Here is a 25,376-nt window from a genome sequence, read left to right as displayed (position 1 = left end):
GGCGAGCGATCCTCAAATCAGACGCACTCAGACCGCCGAACGCTGCAGCTGCAAGCGCGGCGCGGCGCTGCGCTCCAGCACCCGGCCCAGCACGGCCGCCGGCCCAAAGCCATGGCGCGCGAACACCGCCTGCACGGCAGGCAGCGTCTCGGGCGCACAGGCCAGCAGCAGGCCGCCGCTGGTCTGCGGGTCGCTGAGCAGGGCCAGGTCTTCAGCCGAGAAGCCAGCCGGCAGCTCCACCTCGGCGCCGTAGGCCGCCCAGTTGCGGCCCGAAGCCCCGGTGATGCAGCCCTGCGCCGCCAACTCGCGCACGCCCTCGATCAGGGGCACGGCGGACCAGTCCAGGGCCAGGCTGCAGCCCGAGCCGCGCGCCATCTCCAGCGCATGGCCGGCCAGGCCGAAGCCGGTGACATCGGTCAGCGCATGCACGCCTGCCAGGGCCGCCAGATCCGGGCCCGGGGTGTTGAGCCGGGTGGTGCTGGCCAGCATGCGGGCATAGCCCTCGGCGTCGAGCAGGCCTTTTTTCAGCGCGGCGCTGAGCACGCCCACGCCCAGCGGTTTGCCCAGCAGCAGCACATCGCCCGGCTGGGCGCCGGCATTGCGCTGCACCCGCTGCGGGTGGACCAGTCCCAGGGCGACCAGGCCGTAGATCGGCTCGACCGAATCGATGGTGTGGCCGCCCGCGATGGGGATGCCGGCCTCGCGGCAGACCGAGGCGCCACCCTCCAGCACGCGGCCGATGGTGGCCGTGGACAGGCGCGCGATCGGCATGCCCACCAAGGCCAGGGCCATGATGGGGCGGCCGCCCATGGCGTAGACATCGCTGAGCGCATTGGTGGCAGCGATGCGGCCGAAGTCGAAAGGGTCATCGACGATGGGCATGAAGAAATCGGTGGTGGCCACCAGGGCCTGCTCGTCATTCAGGCGGTAGACAGCGGCATCGTCCGAGGTCTCGATGCCCACCAACAGCTCGGGCGGCAGGGGCATGCCGGCCTGGCTGCTGCGCAAAATCTCGCTCAACAGGCCCGGCGCGATCTTGCAGCCGCAGCCGCCACCGTGGGACAGAGAGGTCAGACGGGGCTCGTCGACGGGTTCGCGGGGCGGGTTGGCTGACATGGCAGGGCTCGGGAGACGACGCAGGGCCGAAAGCATAGCCGCAGCAGCCTGCTCCGAGATGGACGACAAATTCATCCAGGCTGCGTACAGTGCTTCAGGCACTGCCGCTCCGACTGGCCACCATGCCTGAGTCCAGCCCCTCATCCTCGTCATCCTCCTCCGCTGCCACCTCCAAGCCCGCCCCGGCCCCCCCGAGCCCACTGAGCTCGCGCCAGCGCCGCGACCGGGCCGTGCTGCTGGGCCTGAGCCTGTGCCTGCTGCTGGCCGCCTGGGGCAGTGTGCTGCGGGTGCGCGAGGGCATGGCCCAGGCGCAGGAGCAGACCCGGCGCAGCGGCCTGCAGCTGGCCGAGGCGCTCGACCATGAGCTGGACATCCACGTCTACAACCTGCTGGCCATGAAGTACCTGGCCGAGCGTTTTTTCAGCGGCCGCATCCGCGGCGCCGAGAACCCGGTGATCCGCCTCCATGCGCGCGACGGCGGCCAGGCCTACGAGTCGCGCCTGCCACCCCAGTTCGGCGACCCGGCCTCGCTGGGCCGGGTCACCGGCTTTGGGCCTTTGCCCGCGCTGGACGACCCGGTGGCCGAGGAGCTGACCATGGCCGTGGGCCTGACGCCGCTGATGCGTGCGATTCGCGAACGCAGCCCCGATGTGCCCTGGGTGCAGTACACCTCGGCGCGCCATTTCATGTTCGTGTTCCCGGCCAAGGGCGCGGAGACCTTCCAGTTCCGCCCCGAGCTGCTGGGCCGCGAATACTTCGCCAATGCCCGGCCCGAGGCCAACCCGGAGCGCCGCCCTTTCTGGAGCCAGCCCTACCTCGACGCCGGTGACCGCGAAGCCATCGTCACCGTCACCCAGCCCATCGACCAGAACGGCCAGTTCCGTGGCAGCGTCAGCATCGATGTGCGCGTCAGCAGCCTGCAGCGCGGTCTGGCCGCCACGCCCCTGCCCTATGCCCATGTCCACCTGGTCGATGCGCGAGGCCGCAGCATCGTCGCCGTGGCGCCCGCGCCGGGCCAGGAGGACGACAGCGAGCTGCGCCCCCACATCCGCCTGCGCCTGCCGCTCAAAAGCGCGCCCTGGGCGCTGGAGCTGCACCTCAGCGAGGACGACCTGCTGCGCAGCAGCCTGCACAGCAGCGCCGGGCACCTGGCCACCGTTCTGGTGCTGGCCCTGAGCCTGGGCTTTGTCTTCACGCTGACGCGCAAGAACCGCCAGATCGAAGCCCTGGCCCAGCACGACGGCCTGACCGGGCTCTACAACCGCCGCCATTTCGACACCCTGGCACCGCAGCAATGGGCGCTGGCCCAACGCCAGGGCTGGGCCCTGGGCCTGGCCTTGATCGACATCGACCACTTCAAAAAATACAACGACCACTACGGCCACGCCGAGGGCGACCAGGCCTTGCGCGCCGTGGCCCAGGCCCTGCAGGCGGCGCTGCGGCGCAGCTCAGACCTGCTATTCCGCGTGGGCGGTGAAGAGTTCGCGGTGCTGCTGATGCTGACCGAAGGCCAGGCCCTGGAGCCGGTGCTGGCGCAGCTGAACGCCGCCGTGCGCGATCTGCACCGGCCCCACCTGGCCAGCCCCAGCGGCCAGCTCAGCATCTCCATCGGTGCCACCGTGCTGGGCCGCCCCACCTGGCTGGACCTGGGCGCCGCCTACCGCCGCGCCGATGAAGCCCTGTACGAGGCCAAGGCGGGCGGGCGGGACCAGATGGTGCTGCGGATGCCGCCGGAACCGCCAGCAGACGTGGGTTGAGGCGGCGAAAACTCGCCGCCTGCGCCTCGCCCCCCCGGGCTCAGGCGTCAAAGCTCAAGGCGCAAAGTAGCGGCTGGCCATGGCCAGCAAGGGCAGCATGGCGCCAAGGACCAGAACCAGCTTCTGCGTCCTGACCTTGAACAGAGCCAGGTGTTGGCTCGGCGGAAAGGGCCGGCGGAACCCGCCCGTCCAGATGAGCGGGCAGCTGAACCCCAGCAAGGCCCACAGGCAGAACTGCATGGCCAGGGCCGCGGCCACGCGGTCACCGGCGCCAGCCGCAAGCGTCGCAGCGACCACGGCACATGCGGCAGGGATAGAGGCGCAGAGGATGCGGTGCTTCAGGCCTTGCTGCAGAAGCAAGAGCAGAGGCTGCGATGGGCTTGTAGTTCTCACAAACGCTCTCCCGTAGAGGGTTCTGACCGGCAAGCAGAGTTGCTGCTATGGCTTGGTGGCCACAGCTGGCAGCCGAGCAGCAAGCGGCAGCTTGCCCGCATGACTCCGCTCAAGATGATAGCCAGGTCGCCAGACAGCCTGGAACCATGGGGAACCCCAGCCTCGCATTCATCAGAGGGTCGCCAGATAGTCCAGGCGGGCGCGCCCCAGCTCGACCTCGCACCCCATGCCCTCGGCGGGAGCCCCGGTTCCGTCGCCAAACCTGGCACTTCGAAAGCTGCACTCCGCATCTCGATAGGCGGCCCACTTCGCCTTCCCAATCAGGTTCAAAGGCCTCCAGGCAATGCCGGTACACCGGTTCGGTGCGCCAGTCGTTCCGAGCGATCGCTGCACGCTGGCGCGCTTCGAACTCCACTCGGACGTTTGGCCAACGAAGGACATGCATGCAGACTTCGACAAACTCCGTCGGCGCATACGGAGGCATCTCAAGAAACGCCGCTTCAAACTCACCTTGCAATTCAGGATTCGCTGCGATGATTTCGAATGCTTCAGAGGCAAATGGCAGCGCATCAGGCGCGTCAAATATGACGCTCAGCTTCGCCTCCGCTTCGCGCGCCAACTGGACTAACTGCTCGACAGGTGTCACTGTGGGCCCAACGTTCGAGCTGAGTGGCCGCAGCCAGCTGGCCGCGCGGAGGTGAGAATGCAATGACAAAGTAGCGCGGCCAGATGGCGAAGGTCCACTCGAATGCTGGGTTAGGCCGCGAATTTTCAGTGCTTTGGCTGTGCAAGGAGTTTCTCCGCCACCAGGGCTACGGCGCTGACGATGCCGCCAACGACTTGGAGTTCTTTGTACACAGCACAACTAACACTTGGGAAGTCTCCTTCGATGGCGGCTGCAGTGTAGTAGCGGACCCAAGGAACCGGGTGTTCACGGGCGAGCCGAAGTACACGATCTTCTCCGTCGGGCAGCATCTTGCGAAGCATGTGGACGAGCGCCACGCACTCCGGAGCGATCAGGTCGCGAATCTCGTAGCGACCAGAATCCTCTAGATACCCAACACACGAAGCGCAAAGCACCAAGTTCGATTCGATCTCTTCAGCGGGAAGCAGGACAGGATCTTCCAACAGCGGCCTAACGTTGAAGCTGAGCCGCGAGCGGCGGCTTGCCGACGCGAGTCGGCTCGAGCGAATGGTTAGGGCGCCTCTTGGCATTCGCTACAGGTTCTTCGAGCGCCCTGCGCTCTGCCTTCCGGTCGGAAAGTGTTCCCGAGTTGCCGCAGTTATCCACGAAGAGCTTCCCGTTCAAGTCTCGGTTGAGCATCAACAAGTACGAAACGCCAACATCCATGGGAAAGCGAGTGCTGTTGTTCTCGCTTCTTACCGTCAATTCGCGTGACGCCTTTCCGCGCAGTACTTTCGACACCTTGATTCGATACTCGATCGCTGTAACGCCAATTGGGTCCGACAGGTCTTCCGTCAACACCCTCTCCCGAATGGTCTTCGCCACCACGACCGCCTCAGCTTCAGAAACCTCCTGCTCGAGAGTAGGCGCCCTCCCATCGGTGCAAAGTGCAAGCGCTGCGCATGGTGCTGCCGCGGCGATTCCCAGAACGATGCGAAAGAAAGGTGGGATTGATGGCATTGCGCTCTAACGTGAAAGTGAGCGGACGCCGAAGGCGGTCCGCTCCAATGACAGGTTGTGCAGAGACACCTCGGAGGCACTGCCGTGGAACTGGTCCACAGCATACCGAAGCGGTACCCACGCGGCGAACGCCCGAGGCGCCAAGCGCCTTGTCCGCCTGCCAGGTAGCGGCGCAAGACGAAACGGAGAACAAGCGGTCCTGCTCAGCCAGGCAAGATCACGGCGGCCAGGGACTGACAGCGCTTGAACTGCGCCCGACTCGAACATGCGCGATGGGCATTGCCCTGCGAGACCGTGGCGAGCGACAGACCGAAGGCGGATCTTCATGCGTTGCTTAGCTTGCTGCACAACGTTGAAGCTGAGCCGGAGCCGCAGGCGATCGGCTCGAGCGACCGGTTATGCAGAGCCACTTCGAGGGCACTGCGGTGGAAGTGGCCGACAGCATACCGAAGCTGAACCCACGCGGCGAACGGCTGAGGCGGCAAGCGCGCTGTTCTTCTGCGGGCCGACGGCGAAACAAGAAAAGAGAATGAGCAGCTTGGCCAAGACCGGCAAGATCACGGCGGCCGAATGCTGAGCCGGATCGGATGCAGCCTGACGCCGAGGAAATCATGGCAGATTGCTCCGCGCAATCGAGGCGAGCGCACGACCGAAAACGGACCTTCAAGCGATGCTTAGCTTGCTGCATAACGTGAAAGTGAGCGGACGCCGAAGGCGGTCCGCTCCAATGACAGGTTGTGCAGAGCCACATCGGAGGCACTGCGGTGGAGCAAGCCGGCAGCATAACGAAGCGGTACCCACGTGGCGAACGCCCGAGGCGCCAAGCGCCTTGTCCGCCTGCCCGCTGGCGGCGCAAGACGAAATGGAAGAAAAACGGCCGCGTTCAACCCGGCAAGATCAATGTAGCCGGACGTTGTCTGCCCACGAACAAAGCCCGACTCGAACAAGCGCGATGCGGATTGCTCCGCGAGATCGCGGCGAACGACGAACCGAAGGCGGATCTTCATGCGCTGACTAGCTTGCTGCACAACGTGCGCGGTAAGCGGACCAGCCAGCGTAGCTGGCGCAGGTCCGCTTGACCAAAAGGTTAGAGGGCTGGTTCACAGCGCACTCCGGTGATTTGACGAAGCCTCTGGGACAAATATTCGTTGACGATCCGATATCCGTTCCGTCCGATCGCTGCGTCGCGAGGCAGATCCCGAAGACTGAGCGGCAACGTGTCGAGATCGCACTCGGCGCAACGAAAGTAGAAGTAGTTGTACCGTTCAGATGAAGGTGCATCCAACGGCAAGTCCAGCGGAACGCCTTGGAGGACGAAGCGTTCGCTGTCGGAGAGGTCCGCGATGAAACCCGGCACCTCGTCAAACCTGTCGGTCTCTTCCAGCCTGACCGGATCAAGGAATCGATTCAACTCGGCCGCAACTGCGGCGAGTTCCATGCCTTCCGGTATTACGACGGCCCCCCAATAGCTCGGCATGCCCTGACCTCTAACGTTGAAGCTAACCGGCCAGCGACGGCAGGACGCCGAAGGGCCAGAATGAAATGAGGCCCGAAGGCGGCATGCCGTTGCGGGTCCGGTTGAGCGGCAGGTTAGAGCGCATTGGCGATTCCGCACTCACGGCAGGCCCCTACTTCGCGCACTGATGGCTTGATTGATGCGCTGCGCAACGAATCGGCTGAGGTAATAGGAAATAACAAACGGCAGCACTGACACAAAAGCACCATATGCAATGGCGTATGGAATGACTTCAATAGATCTCGACCAAACAGCTGCAAAGACTGACAAGATGCCCAGGAATGCAGCGAATGGCCAAGCGAAGCTGAGCTTGGCGCGCTTGGCCACGACAGCAATGGGGCCGGCGACCAAACCACCACCTAAACCAAAGTAGACCAGTACACCAAGGACGACTGCTTCGCTATGCGCGTATGCCGGCGTACACCATGCAAGCGCTGCGGTGGCCGCTGCAAGGCGGAGAAGGCGATCCTTATTGCGCGGTGCAAGCATGTGCGCTCTAACGTGAAAGTGAGCGGACGCCGAAGGCGGTCCGCTCGAATGACAGGTTGTGCAGAGCCACTCCGAAGGCACTGCCGTGGAAGTGGCCCACAGCATACCGAAGCGGTACCCATGCGGCGAACGCCCGAGGCGCCAAGCACCTTGTCCGCCTGCCAGCTGGCGGCGCAAGACGAAACGGAGAACAAGCGGCCTTGCTCAGCCGGGCAAGATCACGGCGACCAGGGACTGACAGTGCTTGAAATGCGCCCGACTCGAGTAAGCGCGATGCGGACTGTCCTGCGAGACCGTGGCGAGCGACGGGCCGAAGGCGGATCTTCATGCGTTGCCTAGCTTGCTGCACAACGTAAAGGTCAGCGGACGCCGCAGGCGGTCCGCTGCAACGACCGGCTATGCAGAGCCACCTTCGGAGGCACTGCGGTGGAAGTGGCCGACAGCATACCGAAGCTGTACCCACGCGGCAGTCGGCTGAGGCGACAGGCTGCCTCGGTGCCATGCGGCAGGCGGAGAACCGAGGAAAGCGAACGCCCAGCGTGGTTTGAGCCGACAAGATCACGGCGACCGAAAGCTGGGTCTGCCTGCGCCCAGCCCGAATACGAGAAAGACGCAACCCTTTGCTCCGCCTGATCGCCGCGAACGCGCAACCGAAAACGGATCTTCGAGATTTGCTTAGCCTGCTGCATAGCGTTCGAGCTAACCGGCCCGCGACGGCAGGACGCCGAAGGGCCAGAATGAAATGTGGCCCGTAGGAGGCATGCTATTGCGGGTCCGGTTGAGCGAATGGTTAGGCCGCAGCCATTTCGAACTACTTGAAGCATAAGTAAACTCAACAAATACCTCTTTACCCAAATCGAAGACTCGTATCTTTACCGCGCAGTCTGAATTGAATTTTTTGCTCTTGGCTACGCAGACACCAAGTCTGACAGCGGACGCAACGACTTCTCCATTTCGTTGAATGGTCACAAAGAAATTTCGCCTGATGCGGCCCAGTTCTCTATTCACCAACTTGGTTGAGAAAATAACTTTGTAGGCGGCGCTACCAATTTGGCATTGCTTCTCAATTGGAAGTGCTGCATTTTCAATGCCGCGCCCGGAAGTAGGAGCCGGACTCGTACCTTCAGTTGTATCCGCAGACTCCGCAACTTCCGACAGGTAGATCGGAGCCATTCCCTCCGGTGCTAACTTGGGATTGCTGAGTTCGTCCACGTCGACTGCGATAACGCCACTTTTGGGGACGCAACCGTAATGGACTGTCAAGGGCAAATCTGGTGTAGTGGACGCGTGGCTAGAAATCGAAGCGATTCCAATTGCTGCGGCTAAGCTAAGCTTCTTCATGCGGCCTAACGTTGAAGCTGACCGGCCCGTGACGGCAGGACACCGAAGGGCCAGAATGAAATGAGGCCCGAAGGTGGCATGCCGTTGCGGGTCCGGTTGAGCGACTGGTTGGGCCGCATGGCTACTACTCGATGTTGTGAACTGTATCGGGCGCTACGCCCAGAAGGCAACTGACAACCTCATGTGCGACACCATAGAAGGCGGCATAGGAGGACTCTTCAGGGTGGGGGCGAAATTCACTGAGAGTGAGTTTCACGGCTAGGACAGGTGACCAGCTTTGAGAAAGTAGGACAGTGAACGCTGCATTCCTGGCCGCGGCGGCGTACTCGGGATCGATGGCCTGTGCATGAACTACCAAATCGAAGTTCTCAGATGGTTCGATGGTTCCCGTAACGCCGGCTCGCAGAACGCGCCCCCCGGTATGGCGCACCCACTCTCGAGTGACTATCCGCTCCTCATGCACGCTGCTCCAATGTCCGCGTTCGCACTTCTCCTTGAGCCATTCGATGGCGGAAAACGGTGTATTCATGCGGCCCAACGTTTGACATGAGAGGCGGCACCCGGCTTGCCGGGTGACGTCCTCTCGATGGAAGGGTTAGGCCTCACTCCGTGATTGGTTTCAACTGCATTTGGCATAACGAAACCAGCTTTACTTGCCTGAGTTGTTAGTTGTAGCGCTCGGGTGCACTGCCTCTACTTCTCATACGACAGTTCACCACTAGGTAGGACTTTTAGCCGCCACGCTGAGCTCAAGTTCGATGCTTCGACGAGTGTATTGAAGTACCGAACGAACTCGTCTCGACGCGCCCACGTCTTCATGCAATCCATGTGTGCACATGCGTCATAGAAGTCCCCGAAATCTGAAAACATTGCTACCAAGTCTGGGAAGCCCATGACATTGGTCTCGTCACCAATGGCTTGATTGCAGATTGGGCAGACAGAGAACGGTGTGCAGAGACCCATATGTCGCTAGATGATTGCGTGGCGTTGAAAAGTGACTTGTGAGGCCTAACGTTCGAGCTGAGGGGCCGCAGCCAGCTGGCCGCGCGGAGCTGAAAATATGCAGGCAGCGCAGCGCGGCCAGCTGGCGGAGGTCCACTCGAGCGACCGGTTAGGCCTCACCTGCATGGTCCGTACTCCATTGCCTGCAAGAAAAACTCACCGAACTCAGCAATCGAAGCAGGCGGACCAGGATAGAAGGTCGATACGGCCGACTCAAAGACGGCATAGGCTACTGGCATAGCGGCAGCAAAGCCCAGTTTCCTCTTCCACGAGGACAGCAGCGTACTTGGAACTAGGACGGCGAGCAGCCACATCGCGATGCTCACGACACGAAAAAGCTCCTTGTGCCAGACATTGAATCGCCCCGGGTTCCGAGGAGGCCTGTTGGTTTAAGTCAGGCGGTCGCGGCCTGACCAGCGCGGTGACGATGGTAATTGGCTTCGAACTCAGCAGGCGGCACATGGCCCAGCGGCCCCATCAGCCGGTGATGGTTGAACCAGGCGACCCATTCCAGTGTTGCCAGTTCCACCGCCTGCTTGGTCTTCCAAGGCCCGCGCCGGTGAATGACCTCGGCCTTGTACAGCCCGTTGATGGTCTCGGCCAGTGCGTTGTCGTAGCTGTCGCCCTTGGAACCCACTGAGGGCTCGATTCCGGCCTCGGCCAACCGCTCGCTGTAGCGGATAGACACGTATTGCGACCCACGGTCGGAGTGATGCACCAGGCCATCGGACGGCTTGCGGTCGTACAGCGCCTGCTCCAATGCGTCGAGTACGAACTCGGTGTGCATCGAACTGCTCTGACGCCAACCCACGATGCGCCGGCTGAACACGTCGATGACGAACGCTACATACACCCAGCCCTGCCAGGTTGAGACATAGGTGAAGTCCGAGACCCACAGCTGGTTCGGCCGCTCGGCCCGGAACTGCCGATTGACGCGGTCCAACGGGCATGGCGCCTTGGGATCGGGAATGGTGGTGCGCACGGCCTTGCCTCGGCGCACACCCTGCAGCCCGAGCTGGCGCATCAGCCGCTCGACGGTGCAGCGCGCCACGGCGACGCCTTCGCGGTTGAGCTGGCGCCAGACCTTCTCGGCGCCGTAGACCTGATGGTTGGCCTGCCAGACGCGCTGCACCTGCGGTAGCAGTTGCACATCGCGCTGGGCTCGCAAAGAGCGCAAGGCCGGGCTGCGCTGACAAGCGACGTGGCGCCAGTAAGCCGATGGGGCAATCTGCAGGACGCGGCAGATCGGCTCGACCCCAAGCTGCTGGCGGTGCTGGTCGATGAACGCCTTCAGGACTTGATGCGGCGGTCGAGCTCCGCCTGGGCGAAAAACGCGCTGGCCAGCTTCAGAATCTCGTTGGCCTTGCGCAGCTCGCGCACCTCTCGTTCCAGTTCCTTGATGCGCTGAGCCTCCGCAGTCGAGACACCGTCTCGCTGGCCGGCATCGACCTCGTGCTGCTTGACCCAGGTGTGCAAGGTCTGCGGCACGCAGCCGATCTTGTCGGCGATGGATTCGATGGCCGCCCACTGCGACGGATGTTCTGCTCGGTGCTCCAGCACCATGCGCACGGCACGCTCACGCACCTCGGGCGAAAACTTCGGGGACTTCTTCATGGCTCCATTCTCCAGAGTTGGAGCCTCCTCAAAACCCGGGGCGATTCACATATCCTCCACACGAGGCTATTCCAAAGAAGAAAGCACCCAACAGAAGGAGCATGCAGCACAGCAGAACAACGCCATTCCCCGCGATCCTGATCGTCGTCGATTGAACCGGAGGCAGCGTGGGCGTGACTGGTGAGGGTGCGGAATGCATGAATCAAACGTGTCGTGTGAGGCCTAACGTTGAAGCTGAGCCGGAGCCGCAGGCGATCGGCTCGAGCGACCAGTTATGCAGAGCCAGGTCGAAGGCACTGCGGTGGAGGTGGCCGACAGCATACCGAAGCTGTACCCATGTGGCGCTCGGCTGGGGCGACAAGCGCGTTGTTCTTCTGCGGGCCGCCAGCGAACCAAGAAGAGAGTACGAGCAGCCTGGCCAAGACCGGCGAGATCACGGCGGCCGGAGGCTGGCACTGTGCGGGACGCCCCCGACTCCGAGGAAGTCACGGCGAAATGCGCAGAGCAGTCGTGGCGGTCGCCACACCGAAAACCGCTCTTCAAGCGTTTCTTAGCTTGCTGCATAACGTTTGACATGAGGAGCAGACGACGGCGGCACAAGCTTTGGCAACCAACACAAACCATGCTCGCCGTTGGCTGTCCCCTCGATGGAATAGTTAGCCATCTGCTCCTTGCCACGAATGCTTAGGCCTGCCTCGCCTACTTAGCTGACCGACCTTCATCTGCCGGCACGAAATCGTAGCGCTGTGTACGCCGTATGCCTGGCAACGAAGATGAAGAACGAACAATGAGTCCACGCGAAACATCTCCAACCACGGCAATCAGTGTGCAGGAAATGTGAGGAATATGGAGGTTCAATTGCTCCCCAGCGGTGAGACGATATGGGGGCTGCTCGTGCATCACGTTTGCATCGTCGATATAGAGGACTTTGCCAGACCGAATCAAGTAGTCGCCCGACAATCCTCGGCTGACGACAGTCCAGTCAGCCTTCTCCGAAAACTCCACCTCTATCGATTGATAGCGAAGCTGGACCGACTTGATCCCGCATGGTAGCTCCGCGGCGCCGGCTTCCGTGCAGATGAACAGCGCAGTAATTGCATAGAGAAGTCGCATAGACGTATTAGATGGCTAACGTTCGAGGTAAGCGGGAGACGGCGGCAAGGCGCCAGGCCCGCGCGATGCAGGATAAACCACAGCGGCGCGCGGGCCTGGCGACTTGCCGGCGGCTCTCCGCTTGACCGAGGGGTTAGGCCTCACTCAGTTGTGCTCGGGAATGGGCGCAATGTCGGGCTCCACAAATTCCGACCTCGCTACTGGCGAGAACAGAAGGCTTGCCGAGTAGTGCTTGAGCATGATGTCGCTGTCGAGAAGCCGTGGATTCAATGCGATGAACTCGGCGGATGACTCTGAGTGACTGGACAGTTCCATAAAGTGACGGACTGCCCTTATCCACGCTTTCGTGATCGTCTCGTGGAACTTTACCGATCCGACTCCCAGGTGGTCTAGAAATGCCAGCAACGACGCCTTCAGTCGCAGCGCTGCCTCGTCGGGCGAGCTCTGGCACAAGTACACATAGGCCAGGCGAACGTGAGCAGCGTGGCCAAATGCGGATGGCTCGACCTTAAAGGCTTCGAAGGAACGCTGAAACTGAAGGTCTTCCGGCGAGAGGGAGTGCTTCACAGTTTTCCTTTCAGTACGCGTCGCGACACGGCTGGCGCGTGAGGCCTAACGTTCGAGGTAAGCGGGCGACGACGGCAGGACGCCAGGGCCCGGTTGGCGACAATGTACCGCGTACCGCCAACTGGGCCCTGGTGGCCTGCCGGCGGCGCTCCGCTTGACCGAGGGGTTAGGCCGCACTTGATGAGATCGCTTGGTGAACGCTTGGGCCGCTCCTACCGCTAGCCAAAGTACATGGCAACGACGGTTGCGGTGGGCACCGCGAACGCGGCTGCGCAAACGCAGAGGGTGAGCGCCTTGCGCCTAAAAGACCTTCTCGGAAGCAAGACTAAGCCTAACAGGCCAAAGAATGCGACTACGGGCGCTGCAATCACCAGCCCAAATAGCGAGTTGTAGTGAAGTAGCACCCCTAACGCTGTGACCCAAGAGTCAGATTGAGGTGGTGCAAAAGCGAGCAAGACGGCACTGAAAGCAAACAGGCTGAGCACCAAAGCAACCGGGCCAATGATTGACCAGAAAACGATGTACTGAAGATCCTGGGCTTTGCTCACGGTCTTTTGAGTGTGTGGCTGTCGCGTCTGGCTAAGGCCGACGCTGAGCGAGGAGAGGACTTTGGCTCCGTCACTGGCGCAGTGGTCGTTTGTGCGGCCTAACGTTCGAGGTAAGCGGGCGACGAAGGCAGGACGCCAGGCCCGAGCTGGCGACAATGTACCGCGTACCGCCAGTTTGGGCCTGGTGGCCTGCCGGCGACGCTCCGCTTGACCGAGAGGTTAGGCCGCATTTGAGACAGGATGAAGCTGGGGTCGAGTGGCGACGATGAAGGTTTGAGCCAAATTGTGCCCTCGCTACTCAATCGGCCATCGTACGAGGACACAGCAATGAGTGACGCGAGGCTTGAATGGGCCTTGAGAACGCCGCCATTCGTGTTGGGCTATTGCCGAGAGAAATGAAGCTGGGCTTCAGGTGGCTGCGGCTAAACCTCTACCGGCCAGCGGGGCACAAAACTGTTCTCGGTTTCCTGAACCGAAATGATCTTGTTGACATGAAAGTTCCGAATTCCGGCCTTCTTGATGTCGTAGCAGAAGAACTTCTCGTCTCTGCCCTTCAGGCGATAACTGTAGGGCTCCGCCTCCCGTGTCTCTACGCTCCCATCGTCTTCCCTCGCCGTAATGATGATGGTGTGCAAGTTCTTTCCGGCAGAGGCGATAGTGTCTCGGATGCTCATGAAGTCCTCCCTTTAGGGGTTGGCGTGGTGAACGGCGGTTGATCTATGCGGCCTAACGTGAAAGTGAGCGGACGCCGAAGGCGGTCCGCTCCAATGACAGGTTGTGCGTTGCGCGTGAAAGGCAGCCAGATTCAAAGAGCATGCTTGGCCTCGTAGTCGTGTAGCGCTTCCGCCAATCCCGCCGCAACATCGTCACAGTCTTTGCGCCAAACATAGTCCGTGTCCTGACGCGTGATGACAACCGTGCCGCGAACGTTCGGCCTCTCCCCGTCCCACTTGAGCAAGACAACGGCTCCTTGCGTTTGAGCAGCCTCAATCTGCGGAATGAATCGGTCGATCATCTCGGTCACCAATCTAGCGACGCACAACGTGAAAGTGAGCGGACGCCGAAGGCGGTCCGCTCCAATGGCAGGTTAAAGCGAATGCTCATAGGTACCCACGCCAGAAAATACTTCGCTGAGCGCTTGATGCAGCTCAGAAAAATCGTCGCCAAGTTGGCTCAGCACGACTTCGTACGCGGAATGGCCGTCGAGCTGGCTGGCTAATGCCTCGGGCACGCTGACTTGCAGCCGCCGTCCTGTGAGCCGAGCGAAGACCTGAGTTGTCTTGCAGTTCAGCTGATCTCGGACCATCACTTCGACAAGGTCAGAATCCGGAGATCGCGCGAGCGACAGCACGTAGCCGTCCGCCCCGCGGATGTGCACATAGGCAACGTCGTCCCGGTCGAGATCGGACGGGCTTGCTGCGATCTGCTGCGCGAGGATTTGCATGCGCTTTAACGTGAAAGTGAGCGGACGCCGAAGGCGGTCCGCTCCAATGACAGGTTGTGCAGAGCCGCTTCGAAGGCACTGCCGTGGAAGTGGCTCACAGCATATCGAAGCGGTACCCACGCGGCGAACGACAGAGGCGCCAAGCGCCTTGTCCGCCTGCCCGCTGGCCGCGAAAGACGTAAAGGAAACCAAGCGGCTGCGCCCAAGCCGGCAAGATCATGGCAGCCGGAGGTTGAATTGGCTTGAACAGCGCCCGACTCGAACAAGCGCGACGCGGATTGCACTGCAAGACCATCGCGAACCACAGACCAAAAGCGGATCTTCATGCGTTGCTTAGCTTGCTGCACAACGTTTGAGCTAACCGGCCCGTGACGGCGGGACGCCGCAGGGCCAGAATGAAATGAGGCCCGAAGGCGGCATGCCGTTGCGGGTCCGGTTGAGCGATGGGTTAGGCAACATTTTTGGATTGGCGCCTGCCGATGAATTGCAAAGCCACGGAGACGACCAACAAAGGAAAAGAGACAAATGCGCCAAGCAAGAGCGATGCGTACACGCCACCAAGCTCACCAAACAGCAGTGCGAGTGCCAACTTGGCAGAACCTGCACATTCCCCCGGCCCGTATGGATTTGGATTGCACCCAGGAATCAGCCAAATGGCAATCTGAGAAGCAAGCGAAACGCCTAGCGGAAAGCATGCCGCACGGATCGCGATCTTTCTCAAGAGGCTCGGTGAGACTCGCATGATGCCTAACGTGAAGGTGAGCGGACGCCGAAGGCGGTCCGCTCGAACGACATGCTATGCAGAGCCACGTTCGAAGGCACTGCGGCGGAAGTGGCCGAGAGCATACCGAAGCGGTACCCACGCAGCGGTCGGCTGAGGCGACAGGCCACCTCCCTACCATGCGGCAGGCGGCGAACCGAGGAAAGCGAACGGCCAGATTGGCTTGACCCGGCAAGATCACGGCGACCGAAAGCTGGGGCTGCTTGCGCCCAGCCCGAACACGAGAAAACCTCAGCCCATTGCGCCGCGTGTTCGCCGCGAACGCGCAACCGAAAACGGATCTTCGAGGTGTGTTTAGCCTGCTGCATAGCGTTGAAGCTGAGCCGGAGCCGCAGGCGATCGGCTCGAGCGACCAGTTATGCAGAGCCAGGTCGAAGGCACTGCGGTGGAGGTGGCCGACAGCATACCGAAGCTGTACCCATGTGGCGCTCGGCTGGGGCGACAAGCGCGTTGTTCTTCTGCGGGCCGCCAGCGAACCAAGAAGAGAGTACGAGCAGCCTGGCCAAGACCGGCGAGATCACGGCGGCCGGAGGCTGGCACTGTGCGGGACGCCCCCGACTCCGAGGAAGTCACGGCGAAATGCGCAGAGCAGTCGTGGCGGTCGCCACACCGAAAACCGCTCTTCAAGCGTTTCTTAGCTTGCTGCATAACGTTCGAGTTGAGGCGGGACCGACGGCAAAGCGCCATGCCCGGCGGAGGGATGATAAACCTCACCTGGAGCCGGGCTTGGCGGTTTGCCGTTGGGCCTCGCCTCGAACGAGGGGTTAGGCCTCATTGCACGCGCTGCCTACACGAATCTCAACAACGGACTTTGTCTCCTCCGGTCCGCTCCACGACTTGGCCTTGAATCGTTCAACAACGTAGTCAACTTCGACCGAGCATCCGATTTGGTAGGCGGCGTCCAGTTCACGAGACTGCGCTTCACGAGTCCAACTCGACTCCGTTCCATCTTCTTCCCGCACTCTGAACTCAGGCCAGTCTCCCATGCTTCCCATGTAGACCTTGATGATCATGCCCTTGAGCGTGTGCATCGGCAGCACGCCAGACGCAATGTTGCCCCACCATTCAGGCGTCCCGTGGAGGCCGTGCGTAGGTTGAAGGCCAAACTCCTCGGTGTTGAGCGTGGCTTCTTGGACCTGACGGATCTTCGTGGCGTCGTCCAGAAGGCGATATGTAACGGTGTGGGTCATGAGGCCTAACGTAAAGGTCAGCGGACGCCGCAGGCGGTCCGCTGCAACGACCGGCTATGCAGAGCCACCATCGGAGGCACTGCGGAGGAAGTAGCCGAGAGCATACCGAAGCGGTACCCACGCCGCAGGCGGCTGAGGCGCCAGGCTGCCTCCTCACCATGCGGCAGGCGGCGAACCAAGGAAAGCGGACGGCCAGTTTGGCTTGACCCGGCAAGATCACGACGACCGGAAGCGGGGGCTGTTTGCGCTGAGCCCGAATGCGAGAACACCTCGGCCCGTAGAGCCGCGTAATTGCCGCGAACGCGCAACCCAGAACGGCTCGTCGAAGAATTCTTAGCCTGCTGCATAGCGTTGAAGCTGAGCCGGAGCCGCAGGCGATCGGCTCGAGCGACCGGTTATGCAGAGCCAGGTCGAAGGCACTGCGGTGGAGGTGGCCGACAGCATACCGAAGCTGTACCCATGAGGCGTTCGGCTGAGGCGGCAAGCGCGTTGTTCTTCTGCGGGCCGCCGGCGGACCAAGAAGAGAGTACGAGCAGCCTGGCCAAGACCGGCGAAATCACGGCGGCCGGAGGCTGGCAATGTGCGGGAAGCCGCCGACCCCGAGGAAATCACGGCGCAATGTACAGAGCAATCGTTGCGGTCGCGAGACCGAAAACCGCCCTTCAAGCGTTTATTAGCTTGCTGCATAACGTTCGAGCTGAGCGGCCGCAGCCAGCTGGCCGCGCGGCGCTGAAAATACACCGGCAGCGTAGCGCGGCCAGCTGGCGGAGGTCCACTCGAGCGACCAGTTAGAGCTACGAATCACAGGTAGCTCCCTTTGTAGCTTCTCGGTCGTGCTGCTGTTGCTGAAAGTTGATGTGTGAACCACGTTGAGTGACGCACGCTTCCGCGAAAACAAGCTCGATGCGAGCAAAGAAACTCATGCAAAAAATAATCGAGCCAAGGGCAACAAGACGCATGGCTAAGTAGAAGTTGGCGCGAGTGAACAGGAAAGTAACTGCTGACACCGCAAGAAGCGCGCCGATAGGGACCGATGCGTCCGCATAGAACCACGGCACCTGCCCCGGAAATAGCCAGCCCACGCCCATGACGCAGGCAGGCGGGATGACGGGAATAAGAACAACTGATGCTGCAAGTAGCAGCCACCAAGCGAGCTTCGATTCAACGCGCAGACTCATAGCTCTAACGTAAAGGTCAGCGGACGCCGCAGGCGGTCCGCTGCAACGACCGGCTATGCAGAGCCACCTTCGGAGGCACTGCGGTGGAAGTGGCCGAGAGCATACCGAAGCTGTACCCACGCCGCAGGCGGCTGAGGCGCCAGGCTGCCTCCTCACCATGCGGCAGGCGGCGAACCAAGGAAAGCGGACGGCCAGTTTGGCTTGACCCGGCAAGATCACGACGACCGGAAGCGGGGGCTGTTTGCGCTGAGCCCGAATGCGAGAACACCTCGGCCCGTAGAGCCGCGTGATTGCCGCAAACGCGCAACCCAGAACGGCTCGTCGAAGAATTCTTAGCCTGCTGCATAGCGTTGAAGCTGAGCCGGAGCCGCAGGCGATCGGCTCGAGCGACCAGTTATGCAGAGCCAGGTCGAAGGCACTGCAGTGGAGGTGGCCGACAGCATACCGAAGCTGTACCCATGAGGCGCTCGGCTGAGGCGGCAAGCGCGTTGTTCTTTTGCGGGCCGCCAGCGAACCAAGAGGAGAGTACGAGCAGCCTGGCCAAGACCGGCGAGATCACGGCGGCCGGAGGCTGGCACTGTGCGGGAAGCCGCCGACCCCGAGGAAATCACGGCGCAATGCACAGAGCAATCGTGGCGGTCGCCAGACCGAAAACCGCCCTTCAAGCGTTTCTTAGCTTGCTGCATAACGTAAAGGTCAGCGGACGCCGCAGGCGGTCCGCTGCAACGACCGGCTATGCAGAGCCACCTTCGGAGGCACTGCGGTGGAAGTGGCCGAGAGCATACCGAAGCGGTACCAACGCCGCAGGCGCCCGAGGCGACAGGCTGCCTCCTCACCATGCGGCGGGCGGCGAACTGAGGAAAGAGAAAGGCCAGCTTGGCTAGAACCGGCGAGATCACGGCGACCGAAAGCGGGAGCTGTTTGCGGCCAGCCCGAACCCGAGAAAGGCTCGGCCCGTTGCGTCGCGCGATCGCCGCGAGCGCCCAACCGAAAACGGATCGTCGAAGTTCTCTTAGCCTGCTGCATAGCGTTGAAGCTGAGGGGCCGCAGCCAGCTGGCCGCGCGGAGCTGAAAATACACAGGCAGCGTAGCGCGGCCAGCTGGCGGAGGTCCACTCGAGCGCCGGGTTAGGGCTCAAGCTCGACACTTGCGACCTCTCCTCGAATGCGGAACTCTTGCTTGGATTGAAATTGAAATGACCAAGCCCAGCTCGATTCAGGGATGACTTCCACCCAGAATTGATCTCGGCCCCAGTCGTCATCCGTGCAATATCCAAAACTGCTTAAGCAAACTCGATCGCTCTGCAAAAACGAAGAGTCGCCAGGGATGGACTCAAAATGAGTCACACCGCAACACGTAAGGGTTGCACGATTTGGTAGATCTCTGGATACCCAATCGCCATCGGCACGCAGCCATACGAGCTTGACTGCCTGCGATGTTACGTTGTACTCGACGGACGAAAAGTTGTAGTCGTTGTGAAGATCAAGTTCCGTATTGTTGGCGACAAGATAGATGCTGGATTGCAGCACGAAGTTTGATGCACGCATTCCTGAGCCCTAACGTGTTGTATACCGCAGCTGCACGCCGCATATCACGGCCGCTGTCGCCATAACCGGCCAGGCGAAAACCCAAGTAAGTGCCTGTCGAAACACGCTTTTTCGCTTCTGGATTGAGATTTCAAACGGCATTAATTTCCACGGCAAAAGCCGCGCCTGTTACAAACACTCGGCTTGGGCTGCAACGCAACATCCAGCCGGCCGGTGGCTCGCCATATTGCCATCAGTTCATGGCGTTAGTTCCTCAGGCCAACCCTTGAGTGTCACGCGCCCAAACTCCCGGCTCCGGGGCCAGCGGGGTTACCCAGCTGGGCGCGACAGCGGTGCCCAGCCAAACATGGCCGCGCCGGCCGGGCTCTGCCCCTCCCGCTACGCCCCCGCCCCCTGCTCCGCCAAGGCCTCCTTGATGAAGCGCACCAGCGCACGGGCGGTTTCTGAGCCGGCGGGCATGGGCAGGCTCAGGGCCTGGATCCATTCGCCTTCCTTGACGGTCAAACGCCAGCCCGGCAGCACGTCGACCAGGCCGCCGCCGCTCTCGGTGGCGGTGGGCACGCAGAAATCCGGGCTGAGCACCACGCCGCCGCCGGCGCGGGCCATGGCCAGCAGCACCTCGTGGTCGTTGCCCCAGGCGGCGGCGCGCAGGCTGAGTGCGGCTTCTTCCAGCGGGCGGCCCTGGGCGTCTTCGCGCAGCCAGCGGCGTTCGCTGGCGTCTTCGTGCTGGCCGACCAGCAGGCAGGACAGGTGCAGCAGATCCTGCGGCCCTTGCAGCGGGCCGGCCGCGGCCGCCCAGGCGGGCGAGGCATAGGCGCGCACGGCATAACGCAGCAGGGGCTGGGCCACCCAGTCCTCGGGCGGCTGGGCGGTGGCGCGGAAGGCCAGGTCCACGCCTTCGGCGAGCAGATCGACCCGGCGGTAGGTGAACAAGAACTCATAGCGCAGCGCCGGGTGCAAGGCCTGAAAGCGCGCCAGCAGCGGCGGCAGCACATGGTTGCCGAACACCGGCGGCGCGCTGATGCGCAAGGTGCCGCTGAGCTGGTCACGCTCGCTGCGCAGGGCCAGGCGGGCACCTTCGGTGGCCTCCAGCACCACCCGGGCGCGGGCCTGCAGGCGCCGGCCGGCTTCGGTCAGGCTGAGGCTGCGGGTGCTGCGCGCGAACAGGGCCAGGCCCACGGCCGATTCAATCGCGGCCACGCGGCGGCTGACGGCCGCGCGCGTCAGCTCCAGATCCCGCGCCGCACGGGCAAAACTGCCGGCTTGGGCGATGCGGGCGAACAGCTCCAGTGCATTGGCGTCCAGGGCCTGATCGGCGGCGGTGCGGCGGCTGCGCGACAGGCGCGGGGCGCTGGTCGTTCTTGTTTTTGTTTTTGTTTTTGTTGCTGTCGTTGTCGTTGTCGTTGTCGTTGTCGTTGTCGTTGTCGTTGCGGTTGCCGCTGCTGCCGGGGTCGACGGCGCAGGCGACGGCGCAGGCGATGGCGATGGCGAAACGGGCGGTTGGCGCGGCTTGCTTGTCAACGTTTGATTACCAATGTGTCGATTCAACGCAGTCTAGTCGCTGAAATCTCGCCAATCTAGACTGAGTTCCCGTGCCCTCCACGGCCTACCACTTGGTTCCACAGCCCTCCACCGCCATCCACCGGCCGCCACCCGCCAAGAATCCCGATGAAGCCCACTGCCCCCTCCCTGCCCCACGCCTTGCCCCCGGTCCAAGCCGTGCAGCTGCGCTGCGCTGACGGCCGCCTGCTGCACGCCAGCTGGCAGGAGCCGGCTGGCCCGGTGCGCGCCCTGGCCGTGATCAGCCCGGCCATGGCCGTGGCCAGCGGTTTCTACCGCGGCTTTGCCGAGTGGCTGGCCGGGCGCGGCTATGCCGTGCTCAGCTACGACTACCGCGGCATCGGCCGCAGCTTGCAGGGCTCGGTGCGGCAAGAGCGGGCCGGCCTGCGTGAATGGGCGAAGCTGGACATGGCCGCCGCCCTGCGCGCCATCGAACACCGGCGCCAGCGCGAGCAGCGGGCGCAAGGCCAGCCGCTGGGCGTGCTGGCAATCGGCCATTCCTTTGGCGGCCAGGCCATCGGTCTGGCGCCCGGCTTCGAGCAGCTGGACGCGGTGCTGGGCGTGGCCGCCCAGGCGGCCGACTGGCGCTTCTGGGCCGGCGTGCAAAAGGCCAAGGCCGCGCTGTTTTTCCATGCCTTGCTGCCGGGCTTGAGCCATCTCTTCGGCCACGCGCCCGGCTGGGTGCTGGGCGGCCGCGCGCAAGACCTGCCCAAGGCTGCGGCCCTGCAATGGGCGCGCTGGGGCCGGCGGCGCGGCTATCTGTTCACCGACCCGGCGGTGCAGGCCGATCTGGGCTACCACCGCTTCACCGGCCCGGTGCACCTCTGGAACATCAGCGACGACACCTTGTTCGGCCCCGGCCCGGCGGTGGACCACCTGGGCCAGCAGTTCCGCAGCGCCGCGCTGCAGCGCCACACCCTGGACCCGCGCCAGCTGGGCCTGCGCGCCATCGGCCATTTCGGCATGTTCCGCCGCGAACTCGGCGCCCAGATCTGGCCGCTGCTGCTGGCGCCCGTGGAGCAGGCCACGCCGCAGCTGCGCGAACGACTGCTGGCTTGATCGGCAGCCCTGGCTACACTGGCTCTTCCCCCCCCCCACCCGCCACGGCCCATCGGGCCCGAGGAGCCGCGCATGAAGACCCAGCACGCCCCCACCCAGGCTCGCCCTCCTGCCTTGCTGCTGATCGCGGCCTGCTTGCTCAGTGCCAGCGCCTTCGCGCCCACACGAGCCCAGGCCCAAGCCATCAAGCCGGGGCTGTGGGAAATCAAGATGAACCCCCAGCTCAGCCCCGAGCGCCAGGCGGCCATGGCCCAGGCCCAACAGCAGCTGGCCCAGATGCCGGCCGATCAGCGCAAGATGATGGAAGAGATGATGGCCAAGGCCGGGGTCAACGCCAATCTGGCCACCGGCGCCGTCACGCTCAAGGTCTGCATCACGGCCGATCAGGCGGCCCTCAATGAGCTGCCAGTGCACAGCCAGGGCCAGGGCTCATGCAAGCACCAGGTTCAGCGCAAGGGCGCGCAAATCCTCAATCAGTTCAGCTGCAGCGACCCCGAAGTCAGCGGCCAGGGCACGACCACACTCACCAGCCCCGAGGCCTACACCTCGACCTTGAACACCGTCAGCAAGAACAAGAGCAGCGGCAAGAACGAAACCCTGGTGGTGAACGGCAGTGGCCGCTGGCTGGGCGCCGATTGCGGCAGCATTGCGCCGATGAAGACGCCGAAATAGCAAGTCCGAGGGGCCGACGCGGGCCCGGCAGGCCGGCTCAGAGCTTGCCGGTGAAGATGCGCCCCAGCCAGCCCAGATACCAGGCCAGCAAGGCCTCGAACCAGCGCGGCTTGGCCATGGGTGGCGCCGCCGTCGTCGTCGTCGCAGGCTCGGCGCTGAGCGGTTCTTGGGGCTTGGGTTTCATGGCGGGCTTGGCTGGCGCGGGGCAGCCACAGCAAAGCAATCGGGTAAGCGCATTGTGCGCCGCGGGCGCCGGGCCGAGCGCATAGGATGCCGGCATGGACAACGTCGACTTGCAAGTGTTGCGGCAGCTGGCCGCCTGGCGCCGTGAGGGCCGCGGCGCGGTGCTGGGCACCATCACCCGCACCTGGGGCTCGGCCCCGCGGCCGGTGGGCTCGCTGGTGGCGGTGCGGGATGACGGGCAGATCGCCGGCTCCGTCTCGGGCGGCTGCATCGAAGACGATCTGATCGCCAAGCTGCGCGAAGGCGCCCTGGCCCTGCAGCGGCCGGAGCTGCTGCGCTACGGCGTCGGCGCCGAGGAGGCCCAGCGCTTCGGCCTGCCCTGCGGCGGTACGCTGGAGCTGTTGCTGGAGCCGGTCAGCCAGGCCTCGCAGATCGAAGCCCTGCTGGAGCGCCTGGACCGCGGCGAGCGGGTGCAGCGCCTGCTGGACCTGCACAGCGGCCGGGTGCAGCTGCAGGCGCCCGAGCACGGTGCCGACACCTTGCTGCTGGACGCCCGGACGCTGCGCAGCCACCACGGCCCGCAGTGGCGCCTGCTCATCATCGGCGCCGGCCAGATGACCCAGTACCTGGCGCAGATGGCCCTGGGCCTGGACTACCGCGTCACCATCTGCGACCCGCGCGAGGAATACGCCGACGGTTTCGCCGTGCCCGGCTGCACACTCAGCCGCGACATGCCCGACGATGTCGTCACCGCCATGCAGCCCGACGGCCACAGCGCCATCGTCGCCCTGACCCACGACCCCAAGCTCGACGACCTGGCCTTGATGGAGGCGCTGCAAAGCCCCGCCTTCTACGTCGGCGCCATCGGCTCGCGGGTCAACCAGAGCAAGCGCAAGGCCCGCCTGGCCGAACACTTTGGCCTGACACCGGCGCAGCTGGCCCGCCTGCATGGCCCGGTAGGCCTGCACATCGGCGCCCGCACGCCGCCCGAGATTGCCCTGTCCATCCTGGCCCACATGACGGCCGAACGCTACGGTGTCCAGATCCACAGCCAGGGACCCGAGCCGGGCGCGCGCGGCGAGGTGGGATGCGCGCTCTGAAGCGCCTGCGCGGCCGGGCTCGTGCCTGGCCGGTGCTGCCCCTGGCCCTGGCTGCGCTGTGCGCCCCCGCCCTGGCGCAAAGCCCCGAGCAGATCCGCCTGCGCGATCAGGAGATGGCGCAATGCCCGCTGGCCGAGGTGCCCACCTGGGGCGATGGCCGCGACCGCCCGGCCCTGGCCTCGCCGCTGCGCCTGCGCTATGCCCACGCCGGCGCGCCGGCCTGGTTCACGGCCGAGCAGGTGATGCAGGCGCTGCAGAGCGCCGCCAGCAGCTGGTCGCGCTGCGGCGTGCCCAGCGAGGTGCTGCGGCTGCAGGCCAGCGATGAGCTGCCGACCGGCGCCGTGTTTGTGCACTGGAGTGCGGCGGCCAGCCGCGGCAATTTCGGCCTGGCCGATCTGGGCCAGCGCAGCCTGGCCCTGAACCCGGCCATGTTCACCCTGCTACGGCAGCGCAACCCCAGGCACCCGGCCGGCGAAACGCTGCAGATGGTCGTCTCGCACGAGATGGGGCATTTCTTCGGCCTGATGGCGCACTCGCGCCGCTGCATCGATGTGACCTCGTACTACACCGACGGCAAGGGCGGCCAATGCCAGACCACCGACCCGGGCCTGCTCAAGGCCTTTGGCGAGTACCGCGCCACCCTGCCCACGGCCTGCGACATCGAACGCTGCCGGCGCGCCAACGCCCAGGCGCGCTGACGAAGCCGGGTGCCACGCTCAATCGGGCGGGAACATCCAGCGCTCGTAAATGCGCCGCGCCGTGCCGTCGTCCACCATGGTCTTGAACACCGCGTTGACCTGGGCCTCGGCGCCGATCTGGCTGGATTTCTTGGAAAAGGCCACGGTCAGATGCGTGGTGTTGAGCACCAGCACATCGCCGAACTCGGCTTCCAGCTTGAGCTTGTGGATGATGTGGCCCAGGGTGGACAGGGAGCCGGCCACGGCCATGGCGTCGCGGTCGGCCACCGCCTTGCGGATGGCCAGGGTGTAGTCCAGCACCAGGTCCTTGCGGATCTCGGGGTCCGCATCGAAGCGCGGGTCGACCTTGAGCCCGCGGGGCGCGCCGACGATGATCTTCTTCAGGTCCTCATAGCTGCGCACCCGCACGCCCTTGCGCGCCCGGACACCAAATTCCAGCGGCACAAAAGCCGTGCCCCGGTTGGCATAGGCTGCGCGGGCCTCGCCCCAGGCCATGATGGAGAAATCGCAATCGCCCACCTCCAGATCGCGCTCCACGCGGGCATAGGGCGTCAAGGTCTTGATCGTGCGGTGGCCGCTGCGGCGCTCGAACTCCTTGAGCAGGTCGACGACGATGCCCACATAGGGTTCTGCGGCATCGGGGTCGGGGTTCTTTTTGGCCCAGGGGTCGAACTGGATCAGATCCACGCGGAACTCGCGGGCCTGGGCGGCCGACGCCAGCAGCGCCAGACAGAGGCAAGCTCCGCGCAGCCAGGAAAACCAAACACCATTCACCTTGTCACGCCTTTGCCGGCTCCGAAGTCTCGGGCCGACCCATGCCTGGCCAACCCTTGGGTCTGAATCTAACAGAGGGGGCTGCCGAG

Annotated in this window: 23 protein-coding genes and 1 other annotated feature; of the genes, 5 read left to right on the top strand and 18 right to left on the bottom strand. The window is 63.6% G+C overall.

Going from position 1 to position 25,376, the window contains the following annotated elements; genetic code table 11:
* Positions 1–27 precede the first annotated feature (27 nt).
* Complete coding sequence (selD, locus tag C1O66_RS18085) at positions 28–1,116, bottom strand: selenide, water dikinase SelD (RefSeq protein WP_102769167.1); 1,089 nt, start codon at positions 1,114–1,116, stop codon at positions 28–30.
* A gap of 122 nt (positions 1,117–1,238) precedes the next feature.
* Between selD and C1O66_RS18080 the strand changes: the two genes are divergently transcribed.
* Positions 1,239–2,873, top strand: a complete 1,635-nt coding sequence (locus tag C1O66_RS18080) for a sensor domain-containing diguanylate cyclase (protein WP_102769166.1) — start codon at positions 1,239–1,241, stop codon at positions 2,871–2,873.
* A 54-nt stretch (positions 2,874–2,927) separates the two neighbouring features.
* Here the strand turns inward: C1O66_RS18080 and C1O66_RS18075 are convergent, their stop codons facing one another.
* The 15 genes from C1O66_RS18075 to C1O66_RS18010 all read right to left on the bottom strand — a co-directional run bounded on the left by C1O66_RS18075 (position 2,928) and on the right by C1O66_RS18010 (position 20,762).
* Positions 2,928–3,233: a hypothetical protein gene (locus tag C1O66_RS18075; protein ID WP_102769165.1), complete on the bottom strand. Its 306-nt coding sequence runs from the start codon at positions 3,231–3,233 to the stop codon at positions 2,928–2,930.
* 804 nt (positions 3,234–4,037) lie between these two features.
* The gene (locus tag C1O66_RS23785; protein WP_133155288.1) at positions 4,038–4,394 is read right to left on the bottom strand and encodes a hypothetical protein; all 357 of its coding nucleotides are present in this window, start codon (positions 4,392–4,394) and stop codon (positions 4,038–4,040) included.
* 7 nt (positions 4,395–4,401) lie between these two features.
* The gene (locus C1O66_RS18060; RefSeq protein ID WP_133155287.1) at positions 4,402–4,779 is read right to left on the bottom strand and encodes a hypothetical protein; all 378 of its coding nucleotides are present in this window, start codon (positions 4,777–4,779) and stop codon (positions 4,402–4,404) included.
* Positions 4,780–5,998: 1,219 nt separating this feature from the next.
* Positions 5,999–6,349 carry a hypothetical protein gene (locus tag C1O66_RS18055; RefSeq protein WP_133155286.1) on the bottom strand — a complete coding sequence of 117 codons (351 nt, stop codon included), beginning with the start codon at positions 6,347–6,349 and terminating at the stop codon, positions 5,999–6,001.
* A gap of 177 nt (positions 6,350–6,526) precedes the next feature.
* Positions 6,527–6,916, bottom strand: coding sequence for a hypothetical protein (locus C1O66_RS23780; RefSeq protein ID WP_133155285.1), 390 nt, complete (start codon positions 6,914–6,916; stop codon positions 6,527–6,529).
* Positions 6,917–7,615: 699 nt separating this feature from the next.
* On the bottom strand, positions 7,616–8,257 hold the full coding sequence (locus C1O66_RS23775; RefSeq protein ID WP_133155284.1) for a hypothetical protein: 642 nt from the start codon (positions 8,255–8,257) through the stop codon (positions 7,616–7,618).
* A gap of 124 nt (positions 8,258–8,381) precedes the next feature.
* The gene (locus C1O66_RS23770; RefSeq protein WP_133155283.1) at positions 8,382–8,786 is read right to left on the bottom strand and encodes a hypothetical protein; all 405 of its coding nucleotides are present in this window, start codon (positions 8,784–8,786) and stop codon (positions 8,382–8,384) included.
* A gap of 867 nt (positions 8,787–9,653) precedes the next feature.
* Positions 9,654–10,873 (bottom strand): IS3 family transposase gene (locus C1O66_RS18045; protein ID WP_102767821.1). Its coding sequence is split into 2 segments (ribosomal slippage): positions 9,654–10,585 and positions 10,585–10,873, totalling 1,221 coding nucleotides; the frame shifts between segments, so codons are not numbered across the junction.
* Positions 10,479–10,595 (bottom strand) — a sequence feature (AL1L pseudoknot). It overlaps the preceding gene by 117 nt.
* A 1,257-nt stretch (positions 10,874–12,130) precedes the next feature.
* A complete protein-coding gene (locus C1O66_RS18040) occupies positions 12,131–12,553 on the bottom strand; it encodes a hypothetical protein (RefSeq protein ID WP_207795900.1) in 423 nt (140 codons plus the stop codon).
* A gap of 970 nt (positions 12,554–13,523) precedes the next feature.
* Positions 13,524–13,775: a WYL domain-containing protein gene (locus tag C1O66_RS18035; protein WP_102769159.1), complete on the bottom strand. Its 252-nt coding sequence runs from the start codon at positions 13,773–13,775 to the stop codon at positions 13,524–13,526.
* A 131-nt stretch (positions 13,776–13,906) separates the two neighbouring features.
* Positions 13,907–14,116, bottom strand: coding sequence for a hypothetical protein (locus C1O66_RS18030; RefSeq protein WP_102766721.1), 210 nt, complete (start codon positions 14,114–14,116; stop codon positions 13,907–13,909).
* Positions 14,117–14,188: 72 nt separating this feature from the next.
* Positions 14,189–14,545, bottom strand: coding sequence for a hypothetical protein (locus C1O66_RS18025; protein ID WP_102769157.1), 357 nt, complete (start codon positions 14,543–14,545; stop codon positions 14,189–14,191).
* Positions 14,546–16,090: 1,545 nt separating this feature from the next.
* The gene (locus C1O66_RS18020) at positions 16,091–16,516 is read right to left on the bottom strand and encodes a hypothetical protein (RefSeq protein ID WP_102769156.1); all 426 of its coding nucleotides are present in this window, start codon (positions 16,514–16,516) and stop codon (positions 16,091–16,093) included.
* Between the two features lie 794 nt (positions 16,517–17,310).
* Complete coding sequence (locus C1O66_RS18015) at positions 17,311–17,694, bottom strand: hypothetical protein (RefSeq protein WP_133155282.1); 384 nt, start codon at positions 17,692–17,694, stop codon at positions 17,311–17,313.
* A 1,925-nt stretch (positions 17,695–19,619) separates the two neighbouring features.
* Positions 19,620–20,762: a LysR family transcriptional regulator gene (locus C1O66_RS18010; RefSeq protein ID WP_102769154.1), complete on the bottom strand. Its 1,143-nt coding sequence runs from the start codon at positions 20,760–20,762 to the stop codon at positions 19,620–19,622.
* A gap of 147 nt (positions 20,763–20,909) precedes the next feature.
* Between C1O66_RS18010 and C1O66_RS18005 the strand changes: the two genes are divergently transcribed.
* Together C1O66_RS18005 and C1O66_RS18000 are read left to right on the top strand one after the other, a co-directional pair.
* Complete coding sequence (locus tag C1O66_RS18005) at positions 20,910–21,860, top strand: alpha/beta hydrolase family protein (protein ID WP_102769153.1); 951 nt, start codon at positions 20,910–20,912, stop codon at positions 21,858–21,860.
* A 72-nt stretch (positions 21,861–21,932) separates the two neighbouring features.
* Positions 21,933–22,532: a DUF3617 domain-containing protein gene (locus C1O66_RS18000; protein ID WP_102769152.1), complete on the top strand. Its 600-nt coding sequence runs from the start codon at positions 21,933–21,935 to the stop codon at positions 22,530–22,532.
* A 37-nt stretch (positions 22,533–22,569) separates the two neighbouring features.
* On the opposite strand, the gene C1O66_RS23980 is transcribed toward C1O66_RS18000, so the two are convergent.
* The gene (locus C1O66_RS23980; protein WP_165794671.1) at positions 22,570–22,716 is read right to left on the bottom strand and encodes a hypothetical protein; all 147 of its coding nucleotides are present in this window, start codon (positions 22,714–22,716) and stop codon (positions 22,570–22,572) included.
* A 94-nt stretch (positions 22,717–22,810) separates the two neighbouring features.
* On the opposite strand from C1O66_RS23980, the gene C1O66_RS17995 reads away from it, so the two are divergent.
* The gene (locus C1O66_RS17995) at positions 22,811–23,815 is read left to right on the top strand and encodes an XdhC family protein (RefSeq protein ID WP_102769151.1); all 1,005 of its coding nucleotides are present in this window, start codon (positions 22,811–22,813) and stop codon (positions 23,813–23,815) included.
* Positions 23,803–24,513, top strand: a complete 711-nt coding sequence (locus tag C1O66_RS17990) for a zinc metalloprotease (protein ID WP_102769150.1) — start codon at positions 23,803–23,805, stop codon at positions 24,511–24,513. Before C1O66_RS17995 ends, C1O66_RS17990 begins: the two co-directional genes overlap by 13 nt.
* An 18-nt stretch (positions 24,514–24,531) precedes the next feature.
* On the opposite strand, the gene C1O66_RS17985 is transcribed toward C1O66_RS17990, so the two are convergent.
* The gene (locus C1O66_RS17985; protein ID WP_165794670.1) at positions 24,532–25,287 is read right to left on the bottom strand and encodes a transporter substrate-binding domain-containing protein; all 756 of its coding nucleotides are present in this window, start codon (positions 25,285–25,287) and stop codon (positions 24,532–24,534) included.
* Between the last annotated feature and the right edge of the window lie 89 nt (positions 25,288–25,376).

Origin of the sequence: Paucibacter aquatile (genome assembly GCF_002885975.1) — a bacterium.
In the GTDB taxonomy this organism is placed as follows: domain Bacteria; phylum Pseudomonadota; class Gammaproteobacteria; order Burkholderiales; family Burkholderiaceae_C; genus Paucibacter_A; species Paucibacter_A aquatilis.
The sequence above is the reverse complement of the archived record's forward strand: the minus strand, read 5'-3'. Positions and strand labels throughout refer to the sequence as shown.

Bases quoted from the DNA above. Each gene is read 5' to 3' on its own strand.
- C1O66_RS23775 (WP_133155284.1), bottom strand. From the start codon at position 8,257: ATGAAGAAGCTTAGCTTAGCCGCAGCAATTGGAATCGCTTCGATTTCT.
- C1O66_RS18020 (WP_102769156.1), bottom strand. From the start codon at position 16,516: ATGACCCACACCGTTACATATCGCCTTCTGGACGACGCCACGAAGATC.
- C1O66_RS23780 (WP_133155285.1), bottom strand. From the start codon at position 6,916: ATGCTTGCACCGCGCAATAAGGATCGCCTTCTCCGCCTTGCAGCGGCC.
- C1O66_RS23980 (WP_165794671.1), bottom strand. From the start codon at position 22,716: ATGAAACCCAAGCCCCAAGAACCGCTCAGCGCCGAGCCTGCGACGACG.
- C1O66_RS18030 (WP_102766721.1), bottom strand. From the start codon at position 14,116: ATGATCGACCGATTCATTCCGCAGATTGAGGCTGCTCAAACGCAAGGA.
- C1O66_RS23770 (WP_133155283.1), bottom strand. From the start codon at position 8,786: ATGAATACACCGTTTTCCGCCATCGAATGGCTCAAGGAGAAGTGCGAA.
- C1O66_RS18005 (WP_102769153.1), top strand. From the start codon at position 20,910: ATGAAGCCCACTGCCCCCTCCCTGCCCCACGCCTTGCCCCCGGTCCAA.
- C1O66_RS18080 (WP_102769166.1), top strand. From the start codon at position 1,239: ATGCCTGAGTCCAGCCCCTCATCCTCGTCATCCTCCTCCGCTGCCACC.
- C1O66_RS18025 (WP_102769157.1), bottom strand. From the start codon at position 14,545: ATGCAAATCCTCGCGCAGCAGATCGCAGCAAGCCCGTCCGATCTCGAC.
- C1O66_RS18000 (WP_102769152.1), top strand. From the start codon at position 21,933: ATGAAGACCCAGCACGCCCCCACCCAGGCTCGCCCTCCTGCCTTGCTG.
- C1O66_RS18035 (WP_102769159.1), bottom strand. From the start codon at position 13,775: ATGAGCATCCGAGACACTATCGCCTCTGCCGGAAAGAACTTGCACACC.
- C1O66_RS17995 (WP_102769151.1), top strand. From the start codon at position 22,811: ATGGACAACGTCGACTTGCAAGTGTTGCGGCAGCTGGCCGCCTGGCGC.
- selD (WP_102769167.1), bottom strand. From the start codon at position 1,116: ATGTCAGCCAACCCGCCCCGCGAACCCGTCGACGAGCCCCGTCTGACC.
- C1O66_RS18015 (WP_133155282.1), bottom strand. From the start codon at position 17,694: ATGAGTCTGCGCGTTGAATCGAAGCTCGCTTGGTGGCTGCTACTTGCA.
- C1O66_RS18055 (WP_133155286.1), bottom strand. From the start codon at position 6,349: ATGGAACTCGCCGCAGTTGCGGCCGAGTTGAATCGATTCCTTGATCCG.
- C1O66_RS17990 (WP_102769150.1), top strand. From the start codon at position 23,803: ATGCGCGCTCTGAAGCGCCTGCGCGGCCGGGCTCGTGCCTGGCCGGTG.